The organism is Novosphingobium sp. CF614 (genome assembly GCF_900113255.1).
GTDB lineage: Bacteria > Pseudomonadota > Alphaproteobacteria > Sphingomonadales > Sphingomonadaceae > Novosphingobium.
Map to the genome: position 1 here is coordinate 128,563 of NZ_FOOR01000004.1, position 17,472 is coordinate 146,034.

The following is a 17,472-nucleotide window of genomic DNA, read 5'->3' on the forward strand; positions in this document are numbered from 1 at the left end:
GCGATGCCCTGGCGCTACGGCAGGAGCAGCGACGAATCCCCGTAGGAATAGAACCGATACTCCCCGGCTATGGCATGGTCATAGACAGCCCGCATCCGCTCCAGCCCCATCAGTGCCGAGACCAGCATGAACAATGTCGACCTGGGCAGGTGGAAATTGGTCATCAGCCCGTCGATCGCCTTGAAGCGATATCCCGGCGTGATGAAGATCGCGGTATCTCCCTCGAACGGGCGGACCAGGCCGTCGTCGCCCGCCGCGCTTTCGAGCAGGCGCAGGGAGGTGGTGCCGACCGCGATCAGGCGGCCGCCGGCGGCGCGCGCGGCGTTGAGGCGCGTGGCGGTCGCGGCGTCGATGCGGCCCCATTCGGCGTGCATGCGGTGATCTGCGGTATCCTCGGCCTTGACCGGCAGGAAAGTGCCGGCGCCGACGTGCAAGGTCAGCGTCTCCCGGGCGATCCCCGCCGCATCGAGCCGCTCCACCAGGCCGGGCGTGAAATGGAGCGCCGCCGTGGGCGCGGCGACGGCGCCCTTCGCGCGCGCGAACATGGTCTGGTAGTCGCTGGCATCGGCGGCATCGGTCTCGCGCTTGCCGGCGATATAGGGGGGCAGCGGCATGCGCCCGGCGCGCTCGAGCAGGACTTCGACCGGCTCGTCCCCCTCGAACCGCAGGGTCCAGCTGCCGTCGTCGTGGCGCTGCTCCGCCAGCGCGGCGACATCGGCCGGGAATTCCACGCGGTCGCCGGGCCTGAGGCGCTTGGCGTTGCGCACGAAGGCCTGCCAGCGCCGCAGGTCGATGCGCTTGTGCAGTGTCGCGCCGATCCGCGCCGCGCCGCGCCATCCCTCCAGCTGGGCGGGGATGACCCGCGTGTCGTTGAACACCAGCACGTCGCCTGCCCGCAGCAGTTCCGGCAGGTCGCGCACATGGCGGTCGGCGAAGGGGGCGTCTTCCTGGACAACCAGCATGCGCGCCGCGTCGCGCGGGCGGGCCGGGCGCAGGGCGATACGCTCTGGCGGCAGGTCGAAGTCGAAAAGGTCAACGCGCATGGCGCGCCGGCTAGCGGAGTGCGTCGTTTCGAACAAGCGGGGCTGGGAAAAGCGGAGCGCGTTCCAGCCGCGGAAATTTGCTCCCGCCCATCCCGCCAACGCCGAACTGACGGTAATTTGCGAACCCGGTCAGTCCGACGGCGAATTGCTCAGTTGATCGGCGGTAATGGGTCCCGCGGGCGGCGCGGCCGCCGCCGGGGGCGCCTTGTTCTGCGAAGCGAGCGAGGCCTGGAGGACTTTCGTCGGGTTCTGGGGTGGTTCGCCGCGCTGGATCTTGTCGACATAGTCCATGCCCGAGATCACGCGGCCGAACACCGTGTATTTGCGATCGAGCGCGAAGCGCGGGTAGAAGACGATGAAGAACTGGCTGTTGGCACTGTCCGGATCGTTGGTGCGCGCCATCGAAACGGTGCCGCGCAAATGCGGCATCGCGTTGAATTCCGCCTTGAGGTCCGGCAATTTCGAGCCGCCCTCGCCCGTGCCGGTCGGATCGCCGGTCTGCGCCATGAAGCCATCGATCACGCGGTGGAAGATCACGCCGTCGTAAAAGCCCTGCTGGACCAGCGTCTTGATCCGCTCGACATGGAGGGGTGCCCACTGCGGCATCAGCCGGATGGCAACCCGGCCACCGCCGGACAGATCGAGGAACACCACGTTGTCGGGATCATGGGTCGCATCGGGATCGACGAAAGTCGGCAGCGCCACCGGAGCCGGCGTGACGGGCTCCTTCTTCCTGGCGAGCGCAGGGACCGCCAGGAGCGCAACGCCCATCATTAACACGGTAAGAGGCAAGCGGAACTTCATTGAATACTCACAAGCTCGGGCTGATGCACAGGATGGCGCGATAGAGCGCCACCCCTGTCGACACAATGAACGACTAACAGATCGGCGAACGATTGACGGGATCGGCGAACGATTGACGATCGGCTCTTCAGTAGTCTCCCAGAAGCCCGGTCAGGGCGATGCGCGCCATCACGTCCTCCCGCACCGCCGGGCTGACGAACTTCGCGACATCGCCGCCGAACATCGCGATCTCCTTGACCAGCTTGGAGGCGATCGGTTGCAGGCTGACATCCGCCATCAGGAACACCGTCTCGATCTTGGGGTTCAACTGCTGGTTCATGCCGGCCATCTGGTATTCGTATTCGAAGTCCGCCACCGCGCGCAGGCCCCGCACGATCACGCTGGCCCCCTGCTTCTGCGCGAACTTCATCAGCAAGGCATTGAAGCCGACCACCGAGACATTCTCGATCCCCAGCGCCGCCGCTTCGCGCTCGACCATCGCAATGCGTTCCTCGGGCGTGAACAGCGGGTTCTTCGAGGGATTGGTGGTGACGCCGATGATAAGCTGGTCGACCAGCTTGGCGCCGCGCCGGATGATGTCGGCATGGCCCAGCGTGATCGGATCGAACGTGCCAGGATAGACCCCGATTCTTACCCCCTGCGTCATCAATGATCTCTTTCGATGATATAGCGCGCCACCGCGCGCAACAGGTCGGCTTCCCTGCCGTGCTGCGCGAGATGCGAAATGGCCTGGTCTACCAGCGCCCTGGCCTGCGCGCGGGCGCGATCGGGCCCGAGCAGCGAAACGAAGGTCTGCTTGCCCGCCCCGGCATCCTTGCCGACCGCCTTGCCGGCGATCTCCGCATCGCCTTCGTGGTCGATAAGGTCGTCGGCAATCTGGAAGGCGAGCCCGATGTCGCGGGCATAGCCGCGCAAGTGCGCGCGGCCTTCGGGGGCCACGCGGCCAAGGATCGCCCCCATCTCCACCGCCGCGCCAAGCAGCGCGCCGGTCTTGAGTTGCTGGAGGCGCGTGACGGTCTGGAGATCGAACTCGGTCGTCTCGGCAACCAGATCCATCATCTGCCCGCCCGCCATGCCCTGCCCGCCGCTGGCATGGCCAAGCGTCTGGACGAGTTCGATGCGCGTGAAGGGATCAGCGCTCGTGGCCGGATCGGCCAGCACCTCGAAAGCGAAGGCGTGGAGCGAATCGCCGGCCAGCACCGCCGTCGCCTCGTCGAAAGCGAGATGCAGGGTCGGCTTGCCATGGCGCACCGCATCGTCATCCATGCAGGGAAGATCGTCGTGGATCAGCGAATAGACATGGATCGCCTCGATCGCGATCGCGGCCCGCACCGCCGCCTCGCGCTGGACGCCATAGATCTCCGCGACCGCGGTAAGCAGCAGCGGGCGCAGCCGCTTGCCGCCGCCGATCGCGGCATAGCGCATCGCCTCCACCAGGCGCGCGCGCGGATCGGCGGGCATTGGCAGCAGGGCATCGAAGGCGCTGTCGATCTCTCCGGCGATGCGGGCGAGCCCTTCGACCAGCAGCGCATCGCTCACGCCCACGGCGTCCACGGCTCAGCGATCCGGTGCATCGAATGGCTGGACGCCCGCGGGGGCCCCGTCCGGTCCGGCAACGATCTTCTCGATCCGCGCCTGCGCGGCATCGAGGCGCTTCTGGCAATGCTGGCGCAGACGCTCGCCTTTCTCGTAGAGCGAGATCGAGTCCTCCAGCGGCACATCCCCGGTTTCGAGCTGGCGCACGATGGTCTCCAGAGCGCGCAGCGCGTCCTCGAAACTCAGGTTTTCGATCTCTTCGGTCTCTCCGGCCATGGTGCAGCAATGGCGGGCTCGCCGGGCACGGTCAAGGTGGAAGCCGGAGAATTCCCGGATCAGTGCGCATCTGCGCCCGACCGGACTAGCCTGCGCGCGGCGACATGGCTAAGGCGCGTCGCATGAGCGGAATCACCCCTGACGTCGTAGAGGCGCATGGCCTCAACCCCGAGGAATACGAGCGCGTGCTGCACGCGCTGGGCCGGGAGCCCAACCTGGTCGAGCTGGGTATCTTCTCGGTCATGTGGTCGGAGCACTGCTCCTACAAGTCGAGCCGCTTCCACCTCAAGAAGCTGCCCACCCAGGCGCCCTGGGTGATCTGCGGCCCGGGTGAGAACGCCGGGGTGATCGACATCGGCGATGGACCCGATGGCAGGAAGCAGGCGGCGATCTTCAAGATGGAGAGCCACAACCACCCCAGCTACATCGAACCCTACCAGGGCGCGGCGACCGGCGTGGGCGGCATCCTGCGCGACGTGTTCACCATGGGCGCGCGTCCCGTGGCCAACATGAACGCACTGCGCTTCGGCCGGCCCGACCATCCCAAGATGAAGCACCTCGTCCAGGGCGTGGTCGCGGGCATCGGCGGCTACGGCAACTGCGTGGGCGTGCCGACTGTGGGGGGAGAGACCAACTTCCACAAGGCCTACGACGGCAACATCCTGGTCAACGCGATGACGGTGGGCGTCGCCGATACCGACAAGATCTTCTACTCGGCCGCGACCGGGCTGGGCAATCCGATCGTCTACGTCGGCTCCAAGACCGGGCGCGACGGCATCCACGGCGCCACCATGGCCAGCGCCGACTTCGACGAGAATTCGGACGAGAAGCGCCCGACCGTGCAAGTGGGCGATCCCTTCACCGAAAAGCTGCTGATCGAGGCCTGCCTCGAACTCATGGCGACCGACGCCATCGTCGCGATCCAGGACATGGGCGCGGCCGGCCTCACCTCCTCCTCGGTGGAAATGGCGAGCAAGGGCGGCGCCGGCATCCGGCTCGACATGAACAAGGTGCCCTGCCGCGAAGAGGGCATGACGCCTTACGAGATGATGCTGTCCGAATCCCAGGAACGCATGCTGATGGTCCTGAAGCCGGGCAAGGAACCCATGGCCGAGGCGATCTTCCGCAAGTGGGAGCTGGACTTCGCGGTGATCGGCGAAGTCACCGATACCGGGCATATGGTGCTGGAATGGGGCGGCGAAGTGGTCTGCGACATCCCGCTCGGGCCGCTGGCGGACGACGCGCCGGAGTACGAGCGCCCCTACGTCTCGCCCGAGGAATACAAGGCCTGGGCCAAAGTGCCGGAACTGGGCGAAGTGCCCGAAAGCACCGACATCGGCGCGGACCTGCTCAAGCTGATGGCCTGCCCCGACCTCGCCTCGCGCCGCTGGATCTGGGAACAGTACGACAGCCAGGTCGGCGCCGATACCTTGCAGAAATCGGGCGGCGACGCGGCGGTCGTGCGCATCCACGGCACCCGCAAGGCACTGGCTATCACCACCGACTGCACCCCGCGCTACTGCTATGCCGACCCTTACGAAGGCGGCAAGCAGGCGGTGGCCGAAACCTACCGCAACCTCAGCGCGGTGGGCGCGAACCCGCTCGCCATCACCAACTGCCTCAACTTCGCCAATCCCCAGCGGCCCGAGATCATGGCGCAGATCGTCGGCTGCCTGAACGGCATGGGCGATGCCTGCCGCGCGCTCGACTATCCGATCGTGAGCGGCAACGTCTCGCTGTATAACGAAAGCAAGGCGACCGGGGGCGGGAGCGCGATCCTGCCCACCCCGGCGATCGGCGGCGTCGGCCTGCTGGCGGACCATGAGAAGATGGCGACGATCGGTTTCAAGGCCGAAGGGGACGCGATCTGGCTGCTGGGGGGCGAAGGATCGCATCTTGGTCAATCGCTGTGGCTGCGCGAGTTGCATGGCCGCGAGGCAGGCGATGCGCCGCCGGTCGATCTTGCCAAGGAGCGCGTGAACGGCGAACTGGTGCGCCGATTCGTCGAGATGGGCAAAGTCAACGCCGTGCACGACATCAGCGACGGCGGCCTGCTTGTCGCCCTGGCCGAAATGGCCCTTGCCGGAAATGCCGGTTGCGATCTTACGATCGAACTCGACGCCGCCAAGGCTTTCGGCGAGAATCAGGGCCGCTACCTGCTTGCCGCACCGGCGGGCGAGTTCCTTGAGAACGCCGTGCGAATTGGCACCGTCGGCGGAACACGAGTGGCCGGTGTGGGCCTATCCACCCTGCGCGAAGCCAATGAGGCGTTCTTCCGCGACTGGATGGATGCCTGACCCCTCCACCATCCTGCGGATGGTCCCCCTCCCCATTGCTCCGCAACGGGGAGGACCAGGTTCCTCCCTGTTTTGCGCCAGCAAAATGGGGAGGTGGCATTCGCGCAGCGAATGACGGAGGGGCCTTTCAGAGGCCCGCGCAAGCTCGGACGACAGCGCCCACCACGTCTTCGACCGAGCGAAGAACGTCCCTGGCCGGAATGCGGATCACGGTTATCCCTTTCGTCCGCAGCCATTCGTCACGCGCCCGATCCCGCACCGGATTGTCGCCCATGTCATGCGCGATGCCGTCGATCTCGATCGCCGTCCTTGCGGAAGGGCAATAGAAGTCGAGCACGAATGGCCCGATCGGATGCTGACGGCGGAACTTGACGCTCCCCGAAGATCGCCGCAGCCGCTGCCAGATCAGCACTTCCGGCAAGGTCATCGCGCGGCGCAGGCGGCGGGCTTTGCGGATGGTTTCCAACGGTGGCGGCATCTTCCCCCCTCCACCATCCTGCGGATGGTTCCCCTTCCCATTGCTCCGCAACGGGAAGGATTGGGAAGTTAAATTGCTCTCACGCCTTCAACGGCGCGGGCAAGTTCGCCGCCAGTATCGCGAAGCCGGCGAATCCTTTTTCCCGGACTGGATGGAGGGGTGGAATTTTGCATCCCGCTTCGTCATGCTTGCGCTTGCCTGGCCGCGCTGGCCGCGGTCCGACAGCCATAGTACGGCAACGCGGCGACATGGGCCCTGAACCGGGCTCCGCAACGGGAGGACGCAAAGTGCCCGCAGGTTATTCAGGCAAGCCGCTGGCGGCCAAGCTCGGTTACAAGGCGGGGCAGCGCGCTTGGTTCCACGAGATGCCGGCCGGCGTGCGCGACGAGATCGGCGAGACCGGACTTGTCTTTCAGGACAGCGGCGACGCCGCGCAGGCGGTGCACATCTTCGTCACCGCCAAGGACGAGATGGCGCGCCTGCTCACCGATCTGCGCACCGCGATCGACCCAGCCGGAATGGTCTGGGTGAGCTGGCCGAAGAAGGCCTCCAAGGTCCCCACCGACGTCACCGAAGACACGATCCGCGATGTCTGCCTGCCGATGGGCTGGGTCGACGTGAAAGTCTGCGCGGTGGACGCGGTGTGGTCCGGCCTCAAGCTGATGATCCGCAAGGAACTGCGCCAGATGTAAGCGGGATGCGCGAAGCCGCCGAAGCAATCCAGGGCGACACCGAATTGCCCCTGGATTGCCGCGGCGGCTCGCGATGACGAAGGCGAGGGAACGCAAGAGTTCCGATCATTGACACGGGATATGAGCCTGCTTCCGATCCGATCGGACGGGATCGACCGGCGCCTCACCAGCCCTGCTTCTGTCCCTTGTTCTGCGCGTCCAGCCACTTCCTGAGCGGCGCGAAGTATTCGAGCATCGGCTTGGCGCTCATCTGGCTCGAACCGGTGAAAGCCTTGAGCGCCTCGGGCCAGGGCTTGGACTGGCCCATCTCCAGCATCTTGTTCAGGTTCTCACCCACTTTCTTGTCGCCATAGAAGCTGCAGCGATGCAGCGGCCCCTTCCAGCCCGCCTGCTTGCACGCCGCCTGGTAGAACTGGAACTGCAGGATTCGGGCAAGGAAGTAGCGGGTATAGGGGGTGTTGCCCGGGATATGATACTTCGCGCCCGGATCGAAAGCGTCCGCCGGGCGCTCGGCCGGCGGGGTGATGCCCTGGTAGTCGAGGCGCATCCGCGTCCAAGCCGCATTGTAGTCCGCCGGCTTGATCGAACCGTCGAAGACGCCCCAGCGCCAGCGGTCGATCAGCAGGCCGAAGGGCAGAAAGGCGACCTTGTCCATCGCCTGGCGCAGCAGCAGGCCGATGTCCTTGTCGGTGCTGGGCACCTTGCCCTTGTCCAGCAGGCCGATGTCGACAAGGTACTGCGGCGTGATCGACAGTGCGATGAAATCGCCGATCGCCTCGTGGAAGCCGTCGTTGGCGCCGTTGAGATAGAGGTAGGACTGCTTGTTGTAGGCGCGCTGGTAGTAGTTGTGGCCCAGTTCGTGGTGGATCGTGACGAAATCGTCCGAATTCACCTTGGTGCACATCTTGATGCGGATATCGTCCAGGTTGTCGATGTCCCAGGCCGAGGCATGGCAGATCACCTCGCGGTCGGCCGGCTTGGTAATCATCGATCGCTGCCAGAACGTCGCCGGCAGCGGCGCGAAGCCGAGCGAGGAATAGAAGCCCTCGCCGGTCTTCACCATGTCCAGCGGGGTCTTGCCCTTGGCGGTCAGCAGATCGCCGATGTCATAGCCGAGATCGCCGGAACCGGCCGGGGCGACCAGCGGATAGATATTGCCCCATTCCTGCGCCCACATGTTGCCCAGCAGGTCGGCCCGGATCGGGCCGCTATCGGGCTGCACGGCATCGCCGTACTTGGCGTTCAGCTTGTGGCGCACGTAAGTGTGCAGCGCCAGGTAGAGCGGTTTCACTTCCTGCCACAGCCGCTCGGTTTCGGCGGAGAACTGCTCGGGCGACATGTCGTAGCCCGAACGCCACATCGCCCCGACATCGGCATAGCCAAGTTCCTTGGCACCCTGGTTGGCGATCGAGACCATCTTGGCGTAATCGTCCTTCATCGGCTTGCCGACATTGTCGTGCCAGCTCGTCCACATCTCGGCGTATTCGGCCGGCGTGTGGTTGACGTTGCCCATCTCGGCCTCGATGTCGGAACCGTTGATCGGCTTGCCGTCGAGCGTGCCCTTGCCCTTGCCGTAAGCGGAGGACAGGCGCGTGGTGATCTCGCTGAGTTCGGCGGAGGCGCCTTCGGCGGTGGGGGCCGGCAGGACGATGTTCTGGCGCAGCAGGCCAAGCTTGCGCGAAACGTCGGGATCGAGCCCCTTGAGGTCGGCGAACTTCGCCGCCTCGACCGCGTGCCGGACCTGCTTTTCGGTGAACGACGCGTTGGACTGCGCGACAAGCGCGTCGGTGTCGTCGGTGATGTAGGTGTAGTTCACCCAGTTGATGCGATTGTTGTCGATGGAGGCATTCAGCAGGTCCTTCTCGGCCGCCGCCACGAAGTCGGCGGCGCCGCCGGTGGTCAACGGATAGCCGGGCGCGGCGTCCTGCGCGAACGCGGGAGCGGCAAGGCCGACTGCGAGCGCGGCCAGCGCGGTGCTTGCAAGTTTCATGGGGGTTACGCCTCTTGGTACTTCTGGATGGGCGCAAGACTAACCGCCCCCCGTGCGAGATCAACCGCCGAAACGAATCGCCGCGAATCCCGCCACACGGAAGCTCAATCCACGAGGAATTCCGCCATTCTGCGGCCCATCTCCTTGAAGGTCACGGACGACATATGGTTGCCGGGAACCTCGGCATAGTGGCCTTGGGGCAACGCCGCGGCGAGTTCCCGCGCCGAACCGTTGTCGGCATCGTCCTTCCCGCAGACACACAGCGTCGGCATGGAGACGCGGGCAATCGCTTCGGGCGGCGTATCATCGACCGAGCCGAGCAGCAGGCGCGCGGCTACCCGGTCGATCTTCATCGTCTTCATGAAAGCCTGGGCGACGAAGGCCGGATCGCCGCGCTCGATGGTTCCGAAACGGTCGATGGCGTCCACGAAATGGGCGCTGCGCCGGGCCCAGCCGGACAGGCCCGAAAGCCCCATGCCGCCAAGGACCAGCTTGCGCGGTGCCAGCCCCGCCAGCACGCCGCGCACCGCCGTGCGCGCGCCGAGCGAGAAGCCGCCGAGGTCATAGTCGCCAAGGTCCAGCGCGGCGACGAGCAGCTTGAGATCCTCGACCAGCACGTCCTCGGGGTAAGCGCCCGGGTCATGCGGTGCCTCGCTTTCGCCGTGGGCACGCAGATCCGGCATGATGACCCGCAAGCCCGCGTCGGCAAGAACCTGGGCGTTGCCGTACTTGATCCAGTTCACTTGCGCGCTGGAGAACAGCCCGTGGAGCAGCAGCAGCGGACGCCCTGCCCCCAAGGCATGGACCGCCAGCCGCGTGCCGCCGAAACCCTCGATGTAATCCTTGCGCGCTTCGCTCACTCGGGAACCTCCAGGCCCGCCGCCTTCCAGCGCGAGGCGACGCTTTCGGTCGTCGCGCTGAAATGGCGTGGCAGGTCCCTGGTGTCGAGCCAGGCTTCGTGCAGGCTCTCGCAGCCCGCATGCGCCGCCGGACGGAAGAATCCGGGCTCGTCGAAGCTGCCGAGCGTCAGGTCCATGTTGCCGCTGCTGTCGATGAAGTCGAAGCCGAGCGGCGTGCCGCAACACGAGCAGAACGGCCGCCGCGCGATCGGCGAACTGACGTACCAGTCCGGCTCGCTGCCCCAGGCGATCGCCGCCTTGGGCACCTGCACGAAGGCCGCCGCGAAACCGCCGGTGGCCTTCTGGCACATGCGGCAATGGCACAAGTACGCTTCGTTGCTTTCCAGCCGCACCGCGTAGCGGATGCGGCCGCACTGACAGCCGCCGGTAAGCGTGGTCGTCATTCGCAAACCCCCTTGTCCTTCTTGCGCAAAGTCCATGGACCGGAACGGCAAGTCTTTTCAGAGGATCACGCAAGTCGGCCTGGAGCGCCGGCGGGTGAGCCCCTGGTCGAGCACGCCCGTCGTTTCACCGTCGCCGCCGTAATACCAGATGCCCGCCTCGATCTGGCGACCGCCCGAATTCATGGTGGTGCGCACGGTCGTGGATATCTCCCGGTCGTCCTCACCACCCATCTCCTTCGAGTTGAGCACCGGTTGCTGGTTCTTCCAATACAATTGCGCCGAATTACCCGGCTCCGCGCGCGTGACCGTGGCCCCTCCCAGCTTCTTGAGGAAGTCCGTCACCTTCTCGATATCGAACCTGTTGCTGCCCGAACCGTTGTAGCCGCCGTCGCTTGCGGGGGTTACCACCACGAGATCGGGCGCGACGTCGTTATACATCTGCCGGATCGTGTCCGCGACATTGGCATTGCCGATCGCGTCCGCCGGATAATGATACAATCCGCCGCGCAGGCCGCGCGTATTGATGAAGGCGATCCCCATGCAGGTGTAGATCTGGGTGGTGCTCATCGCGACCTGAGAGCCGCCGACAATGCCTTCGCCCATGTTGAGGCTACCATAGTACCACAAGGCTCGTCTCCCGCCTGCTTGTCCAGGGAACAATTCCTATAGGCTGTTCGCATCGGGCGAAAGGCGGTAGGATCGTTTGCATACAGGGAAGATCGGTACAATCAGCCCTGTCGCGAAGCGATGGGAAGGCAGCATTCGCGCCTTGCCCCGTCCTATACGAAAGAGGGGCCCGCGACGCGCCGCGAGCCCTTTCACGGTTCGTCAAACCGGGGGGAGAGGGTCCCTCACCCCTTCTTCAGATGCCGCCGCCCCAGCAGTTCGGCGATCTGCACCGCGTTGAGCGCCGCGCCCTTGCGCAAGTTGTCCGAAACGCACCACAGCGCCAGGCCGTTCTCGATCGTCGGATCCTCGCGCACGCGGCTGACGTAAGTGGCGCCGTCGCCCACGCATTCGATCGGGGTGACGTATCCGCCGTCCTCGCGCTTGTCGACCAGCATCACGCCGGGCGCCTCGCGCAGGATATCCTGCGCTTCCTCGGCGGAGATCTCGTTCTCGAACTCGATATTGAGCGATTCCGAGTGGCCGACGAACACCGGCACGCGCACGCAGGTCGCCTGCACCTTGATCTTGGGATCGAGGATCTTCTTGGTTTCGACCACCATCTTCCATTCTTCCTTGGTGGAACCATCGTCAAGGAAGACGTCGATGTGCGGGATCACGTTGAAGGCGATCTGCTTGGTGAACTTGCGCGGTTCGGTCTGGTCGCCGACGAAGATCGCGCGGCTCTGCTCGAACAGCTCGTCCATGCCCGCCTTGCCCGCGCCGGAAACCGACTGGTAGGTCGAAACCACGACGCGCTTGATCTTCGCCCGGTCATGCAGCGGCTTGAGCGCCACGACCATCTGCGCGGTCGAGCAGTTGGGATTGGCGATGATGTTGCGCGCCTTGTAGCCGTCGATCGCCTCCGGGTTCACCTCGGGCACGATCAGCGGGATATCGGGATCCATGCGATAGAGCGACGAATTGTCGATCACCACGCAGCCCTGCGCGGCGGCCTTGGGGGCGTAGATCTTGGTCGGGCCCGATCCGGCGGCGAACAGCGCGATGTCCCAGCCGGTGAAATCGAAATGCTCGATGTTCTTGACCTTGAGTTTCCTTCCGGTCTCGCCGAACTCAATCTCCATGCCGGTGGAGCGCGACGAAGCAACCGCCGCGATCTCGTCGCACGGAAACTCGCGCTCGGCGAGGATGTTGAGCATTTCGCGGCCGACATTTCCGGTCGCGCCGACGACGGCAACCCGGTAACCCATTTCAAGATCCTTCTGAACAAGTGCCCACCCGCGCAGGAGGCGCGCGTGAAGGCGGGGCGTTAGCGACAGAGCGCGTGGAGAGCAAGCGGTAGAGCGCGGCTTTCGCGCCGCGCCCTCGTCACCCCCGCGCGAGTGGACCCCAGGTCAGACGCGCGCGTCCCATGGGCCCACCCGCGTGGGAACGTGGCGGAACGAGGTCAATGCGCCGTGGCGCTGCTCGCCGGCGAATGCGGCGGGGGGGCGGTCGCAAGCTCGTCGGCGTCGGTCCACTCGATCGCCTTCACCGGCTCGGTAAGCGCCCGGGCGAGCACCTCGTCGACGTGGGCAACCGGGATGATCTCCAGCCCCTGCTTCACGTTGTCCGGTATCTCGGCCAGGTCCTTGCGGTTCTCTTCCGGGATCAGCACCGTGGTTATCCCGCCGCGGAGCGCCGCCAGCAGCTTTTCCTTGAGCCCGCCGATCGGCAGCACCCGGCCGCGCAGCGTGACTTCGCCGGTCATCGCGACATCCTTGCGCACCGGATTGCCGGTCAGCGTCGAGACGATCGAAGTGACCATGCCGATGCCCGCCGATGGACCATCCTTCGGCACCGCGCCTTCGGGCAGGTGGATGTGGATGTCCTTCTTCTGGAATATGCTGGGCTTGATCCCATAGGCGGGCGAGCGCGCTCGCACAAAGCTGAACGCGGTCTGGATCGATTCGTTCATCACCTCGCCCAGTTTCCCGGTCGCCTTGATCGCGCCCTTGCCCGGCACGGTGACACTCTCGATGGTGAGCAGCTCGCCGCCGACCTCGGTCCAGGCCAGGCCGGTAACCGCGCCGACCTGATGCTCTTCCTCGCCGATGCCGTGGCGGAACTTGCGCACGCCGGCGAAGTCGGCGAGGTTTTCCGGCGTGATGGTGACTTCGGCCGCCTTGCCTTCCAGGATCTGGCGCAGCGACTTCCTTGCCAGGCGCGCGATCTCGCGCTCCAGCGTGCGCACGCCGGCCTCGCGGGTGTAATAGCGGATCAAGTCGCGCAGGCCCGTTTCGGACAGCGTGAATTCACCCTTCTTGAGGCCGTGCGCCTCGACCTGCTTGGCGATCAGGTGGCGCTGGGCGATCTCGACCTTCTCGTCCTCGGTATAGCCTTCGAGGCGGATGATCTCCATGCGGTCCAGCAGCGGCTGCGGCAGGTTGAGGCTGTTCGCGGTGCACACGAACATCACGTCCGACAGGTCGATGTCGAGCTCCAGGTAATGGTCCTGGAACTTGGCGTTCTGCTCCGGATCGAGCACTTCGAGCAGCGCCGAGGCGGGATCTCCACGGAAATCCTGGCCCAGCTTGTCGATCTCGTCGAGCAGGAACAGCGGGTTCGACTTGCCGGCCTTGCGCAAGTTGGTGACGATCTTGCCCGGCAGCGAGCCGATGTAGGTGCGACGATGGCCGCGAATCTCGGCCTCGTCCCGCACGCCGCCCAGCGACTGGCGGACGAACTCGCGCCCGGTCGCCTTGGCGATCGACTTGCCCAGCGAGGTCTTGCCCACGCCCGGGGGGCCGACGAGGCACAGGATCGGCCCCTTCAGCTTGTTCGTGCGCGCCTGGACCGCCAGGTACTCGATGATGCGGTCCTTGACCTTGTCGAGCGCGTAGTGATCGGCGTCGAGGATCTCCTGCGCCGTCGAAATATCGCGCTTGAGCTTGCTCTTCTTGCCCCAGGGCAGGCCGAGCAGGACATCCAGGTAATTGCGGATGACAGTCGCCTCGGCGCTCATCGGCTGCATCGACTTGAGCTTCTTCAGCTCGGTATTGGCCTTTTCGCGCGCTTCCTTGGACAGGCGCGTGCTTTCGATCTTCTCCTGCAGCTCCTGGATCTCGTTGGCTTCCTCGCCGTCGCCGCCGCCAAGCTCCGACTGGATCGCCTTGAGCTGCTCGTTGAGGTAGTATTCGCGCTGGGTCTTCTCCATCTGCCGCTTCACGCGGCCGCGAATCTTGCGCTCGACCTGCAGGACGCCGAGTTCCCCTTCCATGAAGGAATAGACCATCTCCAGGCGCTTGAGCGGATCGGCCTCGGAAAGCACGGCCTGCTTGTCGGAGACTTTGGCCGAAAGCTGCGCGGCGACGGTGTCGGCCAGCTTGGCGGCATCCTCGATATCGCCAAGCTGCTCGCCGGCATCCTGCGAAAGCTTCTTGTTGAGCTTGGCGTATTCGCCGAACTGTTCGACGACCGAGCGCATCATCGCCGCCACTTCCGTGCCTTCGGCTCCGGCGGATTCGATCATCTCGACCTCGGCCACCAGCATCTCGCCTTCCTCCGACTGCTCGGCATGCAGCGATTCGAGCCGGGCGCGGTCCTGGCCTTCCACCAGCACGCGCACGGTGCCGTCCGGCAGCTTGAGCAATTGCAGGACGCTGGCGATCACGCCGGTGTCGTAAAGATCGTCGCGATCCGGATCGTCACAGCCCGGATCGAGCTGCGCCAGCAGGAAAATGTCCTTCTGGCCGGCCATGGCCGCTTCGAGCGCAGCCACGGACTTCTCGCGGCCGACGAACAAGGGCACGACCATGCCGGGAAAAACGACGATATCGCGCAGGGGAAGTAGCGGTAAGAAGTTCACGGGATACATCCATTTCATCGCGCACGGGACGTCTGCAAAAGCCCCGGCTTTCGGGGACGATATGGGGTGTGCGGGCCGCCGTGCAATGCATTAGCCGCGAAAGCCTGTGGAAGCACTTGCCGCACCCCCTGCAACTTCCCCTTAGGTCGGGAGCGATCAATTCCGATATGTTCCCGGTTGGCTGGAAAGCCGCGCGGCCCGACAAAGCCCGCCTTCCCGCCCGCACCGGCTTCGACACGGCCTTGCGGGACGGACAGAAATTCATGAAAATATTGGTGTTTCACGGCGAAGTGCCCGAAATCCCATCAAGCCCCGCTCGTCCCGAACTCGTCGGGAGAGCAGGTTCCGGGCGCGATGCTCCAGGGTTTGGCGGCAACGCCCCGCGCGGATGCCACCAGCCATGTTCGCCCTGCCCGGCGGCGACGGTCGTGATCCTGCGCCGCGCCAGGTCGATCGCCAGGCCGCCGCTCCGCTCCAGCATCGCGCGGTCCGCCTTGAGCCATCGCGGCCGGCAACTGCGCGGCAGCCAGCGGTCGGCGATCACGATGTCGGCCCTGTCGCAAGCCGCCGCGAGCGCCCGCTCCGGCACCGCGTCCCGCCCCCGGGCGATGAGGAGGTTCCAGGCCCGGCCCGCGCGCCGTACCGGCACCGCGCAGAAATCGCGATTGCAGCGGGCGCCCGGCCATCGCTCCAGGCCGACCGGCTCGCCTTCCATGCCCGCCAGTTCCATGAGATTGTCGCGGACGTAGTCGCTCCGGCTGTCGCGCAGGACGAAAAGCCGCGTGCCGCCTTCATCGAGAATGCCGACGTGCCGCCCGTCTCCGGTAACCAGCACGTCCGGCGGCGGCATCGTCGCCAGCATGAAGGTGCCGGCGGCGGCGGGGGCAAGGCCGAGCAGGCGCGCGCGCCCGCTCCACAACCCCAGCCACAGCGCCCCCGCGACGAACAGCAGGAACGCCCCGGTGCCCGAGGCCGGCAGCATCGTGACCGCGCCCGGCCGCGAGGCTATCCAGTGCGCCAGGCCGATCAGCAGCGAGATCGCCTTGCCCGCCAGCCACCACGCGGGACCGCCCGCGCCCAGCAGGTCGAGCGCCAGGGCGGCGGCGACCAGCGGCATGACCACGAATGTCGTCAGCGGAATCGCGATCAGGTTGGCCAGCGATCCGTAAACCCCGGCGCGATGGAAATGATGGAGCCCGATCGGCATGAGCGCGAATTCGACCATCAAGCCGGTCAGCAGCAGCATCGCCAGGTGGCGCAGGAACCGCACCGCGGCAGCTTCGTCCCGGGGTGCCATGAATCGCCGGAAGGGCCCGGCCGAACTCAGCGCGATGATCGCCAGCACCGCCCCGAAGCTCATCTGGAAGCTGGGCCCGACCACCGCCTCCGGCCAGAACAGCAGGACGCAAAAGGCCGCTGCCGCCAGCATGCGCAGCGACAGCGCCTCGCGCCCCAGCACCAGCGCCGCCAGCACCAGCAAGGCGCCGATGCACGAGCGCACGGTGGGAACCTCCGAGCCCGTCAGCAAGGTATAGGCGATCCCCGCCAGCGCGCCGCCGCCCGCCGCCGCCACCGGCAGGCGCACCCGCAGCGCGAGCCAGGGCGAGAGCGCCAGCACCCGCAGCGCCAGCAGATAGACCGCCCCGATCACCGCGCTCACGTGCAGGCCGCTGATCGACAGCAAGTGCGCCAGGCCCGCGTCGCGCATGGCCTGGGCGTCATCCTCGGCGATGCCGCCGCGATCACCGGTCGCCAGCGCCGCGGCGATTCCGGCCGCATCCGCATCGAGTCGCGACCGCACATGGTGCGACAGATCCGCGCGCAACGCCGCCAGGCTGCCCGTTCCCGGCCCCGGTTCGAGCGTCTCGAGCGGACCAAGCGCCGTCCCCGTCGCGGCGATCCCGGAAAACCACGCCGTCCGCGCGAAATCGTAGGCGCCCGGCAGCATCGGCGGAGCCGGCGGCATGAGCCGCGCCTTGAACCGGATCACCGCGCCGATGCCCGGCCGCTGCGCCGCGCCGGCATCGGGCACGTTCACCCGCACCTTGATCGCCCGCATGCTCCCCGGCTCGCGCATAGCGAGCAGGAGCCGGTCACGCGCCAGTGCCGGCTGTTCCTCGCGTTCCAGCACCCGGGCCGTGAAAGTTCCGGCGAGCGGGCCGGCAATGGGCGCCTCGCCGACGATCGCGGAACGCGCCCAGATCGTCAGGCAGCCCGCGAGCAGCAGCAGCGGCACGACGAGAACCGCTTGCCGAACATGGGGATAGGTTTCACGCCGCGGCCAGCGGCAGATTCCGATTCCGGCAAGGCCAAGGCACGCGCCGCACCATGCCGTCCAATGAAGCGGCGAGGCGAGCGCGAACCACGCGGCGACCCCGGCCCCGAACGCCACCGCCAGCCACGGCCCCCGGTCGAAACCGGCGCTCGAAAGAAATCGTTCCGACCCGGCCAAACCCCTCGACAAGAGACGCTTGCTGTTCCATGGCCGATGTTGCAGTGCAGCGCTTCGGGCATCGTCCGGAAGCAGATTTGCAGAGGTCGCGGCCGGGCTCGCCATGGCGCGCATAGGACAGGAAGGT

15 protein-coding genes are annotated in these 17,472 nt (G+C 66.2%); 2 read left to right on the forward strand and 13 right to left on the reverse strand.

Annotation, left to right across the window (positions count from 1 at the left end; all coding sequences use genetic code 11):
* Window positions 1-14 precede the first annotated feature (14 nt).
* The 5 genes from queA to BM052_RS06760 all read right to left on the reverse strand — a co-directional run bounded on the left by queA (window position 15) and on the right by BM052_RS06760 (window position 3,659).
* On the reverse strand, window positions 15-1,043 hold the full coding sequence (queA, locus tag BM052_RS06740; protein ID WP_091144758.1) for a tRNA preQ1(34) S-adenosylmethionine ribosyltransferase-isomerase QueA: 1,029 nt from the start codon (window positions 1,041-1,043) through the stop codon (window positions 15-17).
* A gap of 129 nt (window positions 1,044-1,172) precedes the next feature.
* Window positions 1,173-1,847, reverse strand: a complete 675-nt coding sequence (locus BM052_RS06745; protein ID WP_091144760.1) for a peptidylprolyl isomerase — start codon at window positions 1,845-1,847, stop codon at window positions 1,173-1,175.
* Between the two features lie 127 nt (window positions 1,848-1,974).
* Complete coding sequence (gene coaD / locus BM052_RS06750) at window positions 1,975-2,493, reverse strand: pantetheine-phosphate adenylyltransferase (protein ID WP_091144761.1); 519 nt, start codon at window positions 2,491-2,493, stop codon at window positions 1,975-1,977.
* Window positions 2,493-3,401, reverse strand: coding sequence for a polyprenyl synthetase family protein (locus tag BM052_RS06755; protein WP_091144763.1), 909 nt, complete (start codon window positions 3,399-3,401; stop codon window positions 2,493-2,495). Before BM052_RS06755 ends, coaD begins: the two co-directional genes overlap by 1 nt.
* A gap of 3 nt (window positions 3,402-3,404) precedes the next feature.
* Window positions 3,405-3,659: an exodeoxyribonuclease VII small subunit gene (locus BM052_RS06760; RefSeq protein WP_091144764.1), complete on the reverse strand. Its 255-nt coding sequence runs from the start codon at window positions 3,657-3,659 to the stop codon at window positions 3,405-3,407.
* 122 nt (window positions 3,660-3,781) lie between these two features.
* On the opposite strand from BM052_RS06760, the gene purL reads away from it, so the two are divergent.
* On the forward strand, window positions 3,782-5,956 hold the full coding sequence (gene purL / locus BM052_RS06765) for a phosphoribosylformylglycinamidine synthase subunit PurL (RefSeq protein ID WP_091144766.1): 2,175 nt from the start codon (window positions 3,782-3,784) through the stop codon (window positions 5,954-5,956).
* A 127-nt stretch (window positions 5,957-6,083) separates the two neighbouring features.
* Here purL and BM052_RS06770 read toward each other — a convergent pair whose 3' ends face one another.
* The gene (locus BM052_RS06770) at window positions 6,084-6,434 is read right to left on the reverse strand and encodes an endonuclease domain-containing protein (protein ID WP_091144768.1); all 351 of its coding nucleotides are present in this window, start codon (window positions 6,432-6,434) and stop codon (window positions 6,084-6,086) included.
* A 287-nt stretch (window positions 6,435-6,721) separates the two neighbouring features.
* Between BM052_RS06770 and BM052_RS06775 the strand changes: the two genes are divergently transcribed.
* Entirely contained in the window at window positions 6,722-7,126 is a 405-nt protein-coding gene (locus tag BM052_RS06775; RefSeq protein WP_218151526.1) for a DUF3052 family protein, read from the forward strand.
* 163 nt (window positions 7,127-7,289) lie between these two features.
* On the opposite strand, the gene BM052_RS06780 is transcribed toward BM052_RS06775, so the two are convergent.
* The 7 genes from BM052_RS06780 to BM052_RS06810 form a co-directional block, all read right to left on the reverse strand.
* On the reverse strand, window positions 7,290-9,116 hold the full coding sequence (locus BM052_RS06780) for a M2 family metallopeptidase (protein WP_091144772.1): 1,827 nt from the start codon (window positions 9,114-9,116) through the stop codon (window positions 7,290-7,292).
* Window positions 9,117-9,220: 104 nt separating this feature from the next.
* Window positions 9,221-9,976, reverse strand: a complete 756-nt coding sequence (locus tag BM052_RS06785) for an alpha/beta fold hydrolase (RefSeq protein WP_091144773.1) — start codon at window positions 9,974-9,976, stop codon at window positions 9,221-9,223.
* The gene (locus BM052_RS06790; protein ID WP_091144775.1) at window positions 9,973-10,419 is read right to left on the reverse strand and encodes a GFA family protein; all 447 of its coding nucleotides are present in this window, start codon (window positions 10,417-10,419) and stop codon (window positions 9,973-9,975) included. The genes BM052_RS06785 and BM052_RS06790 overlap by 4 nt, the downstream gene beginning before the upstream one ends.
* 57 nt (window positions 10,420-10,476) lie before the next feature.
* Window positions 10,477-11,046: a hypothetical protein gene (locus tag BM052_RS06795; RefSeq protein ID WP_143084761.1), complete on the reverse strand. Its 570-nt coding sequence runs from the start codon at window positions 11,044-11,046 to the stop codon at window positions 10,477-10,479.
* Window positions 11,047-11,270: 224 nt separating this feature from the next.
* Window positions 11,271-12,296 (reverse strand): aspartate-semialdehyde dehydrogenase, encoded by a 1,026-nt coding sequence (locus tag BM052_RS06800; protein ID WP_091144778.1) that lies wholly within the window; start codon window positions 12,294-12,296, stop codon window positions 11,271-11,273.
* A gap of 197 nt (window positions 12,297-12,493) precedes the next feature.
* The gene (gene lon / locus BM052_RS06805) at window positions 12,494-14,902 is read right to left on the reverse strand and encodes an endopeptidase La (protein WP_091144780.1); all 2,409 of its coding nucleotides are present in this window, start codon (window positions 14,900-14,902) and stop codon (window positions 12,494-12,496) included.
* A 271-nt stretch (window positions 14,903-15,173) separates the two neighbouring features.
* Window positions 15,174-17,450: a ComEC/Rec2 family competence protein gene (locus tag BM052_RS06810; RefSeq protein ID WP_091145036.1), complete on the reverse strand. Its 2,277-nt coding sequence runs from the start codon at window positions 17,448-17,450 to the stop codon at window positions 15,174-15,176.
* Window positions 17,451-17,472 lie beyond the last annotated feature (22 nt).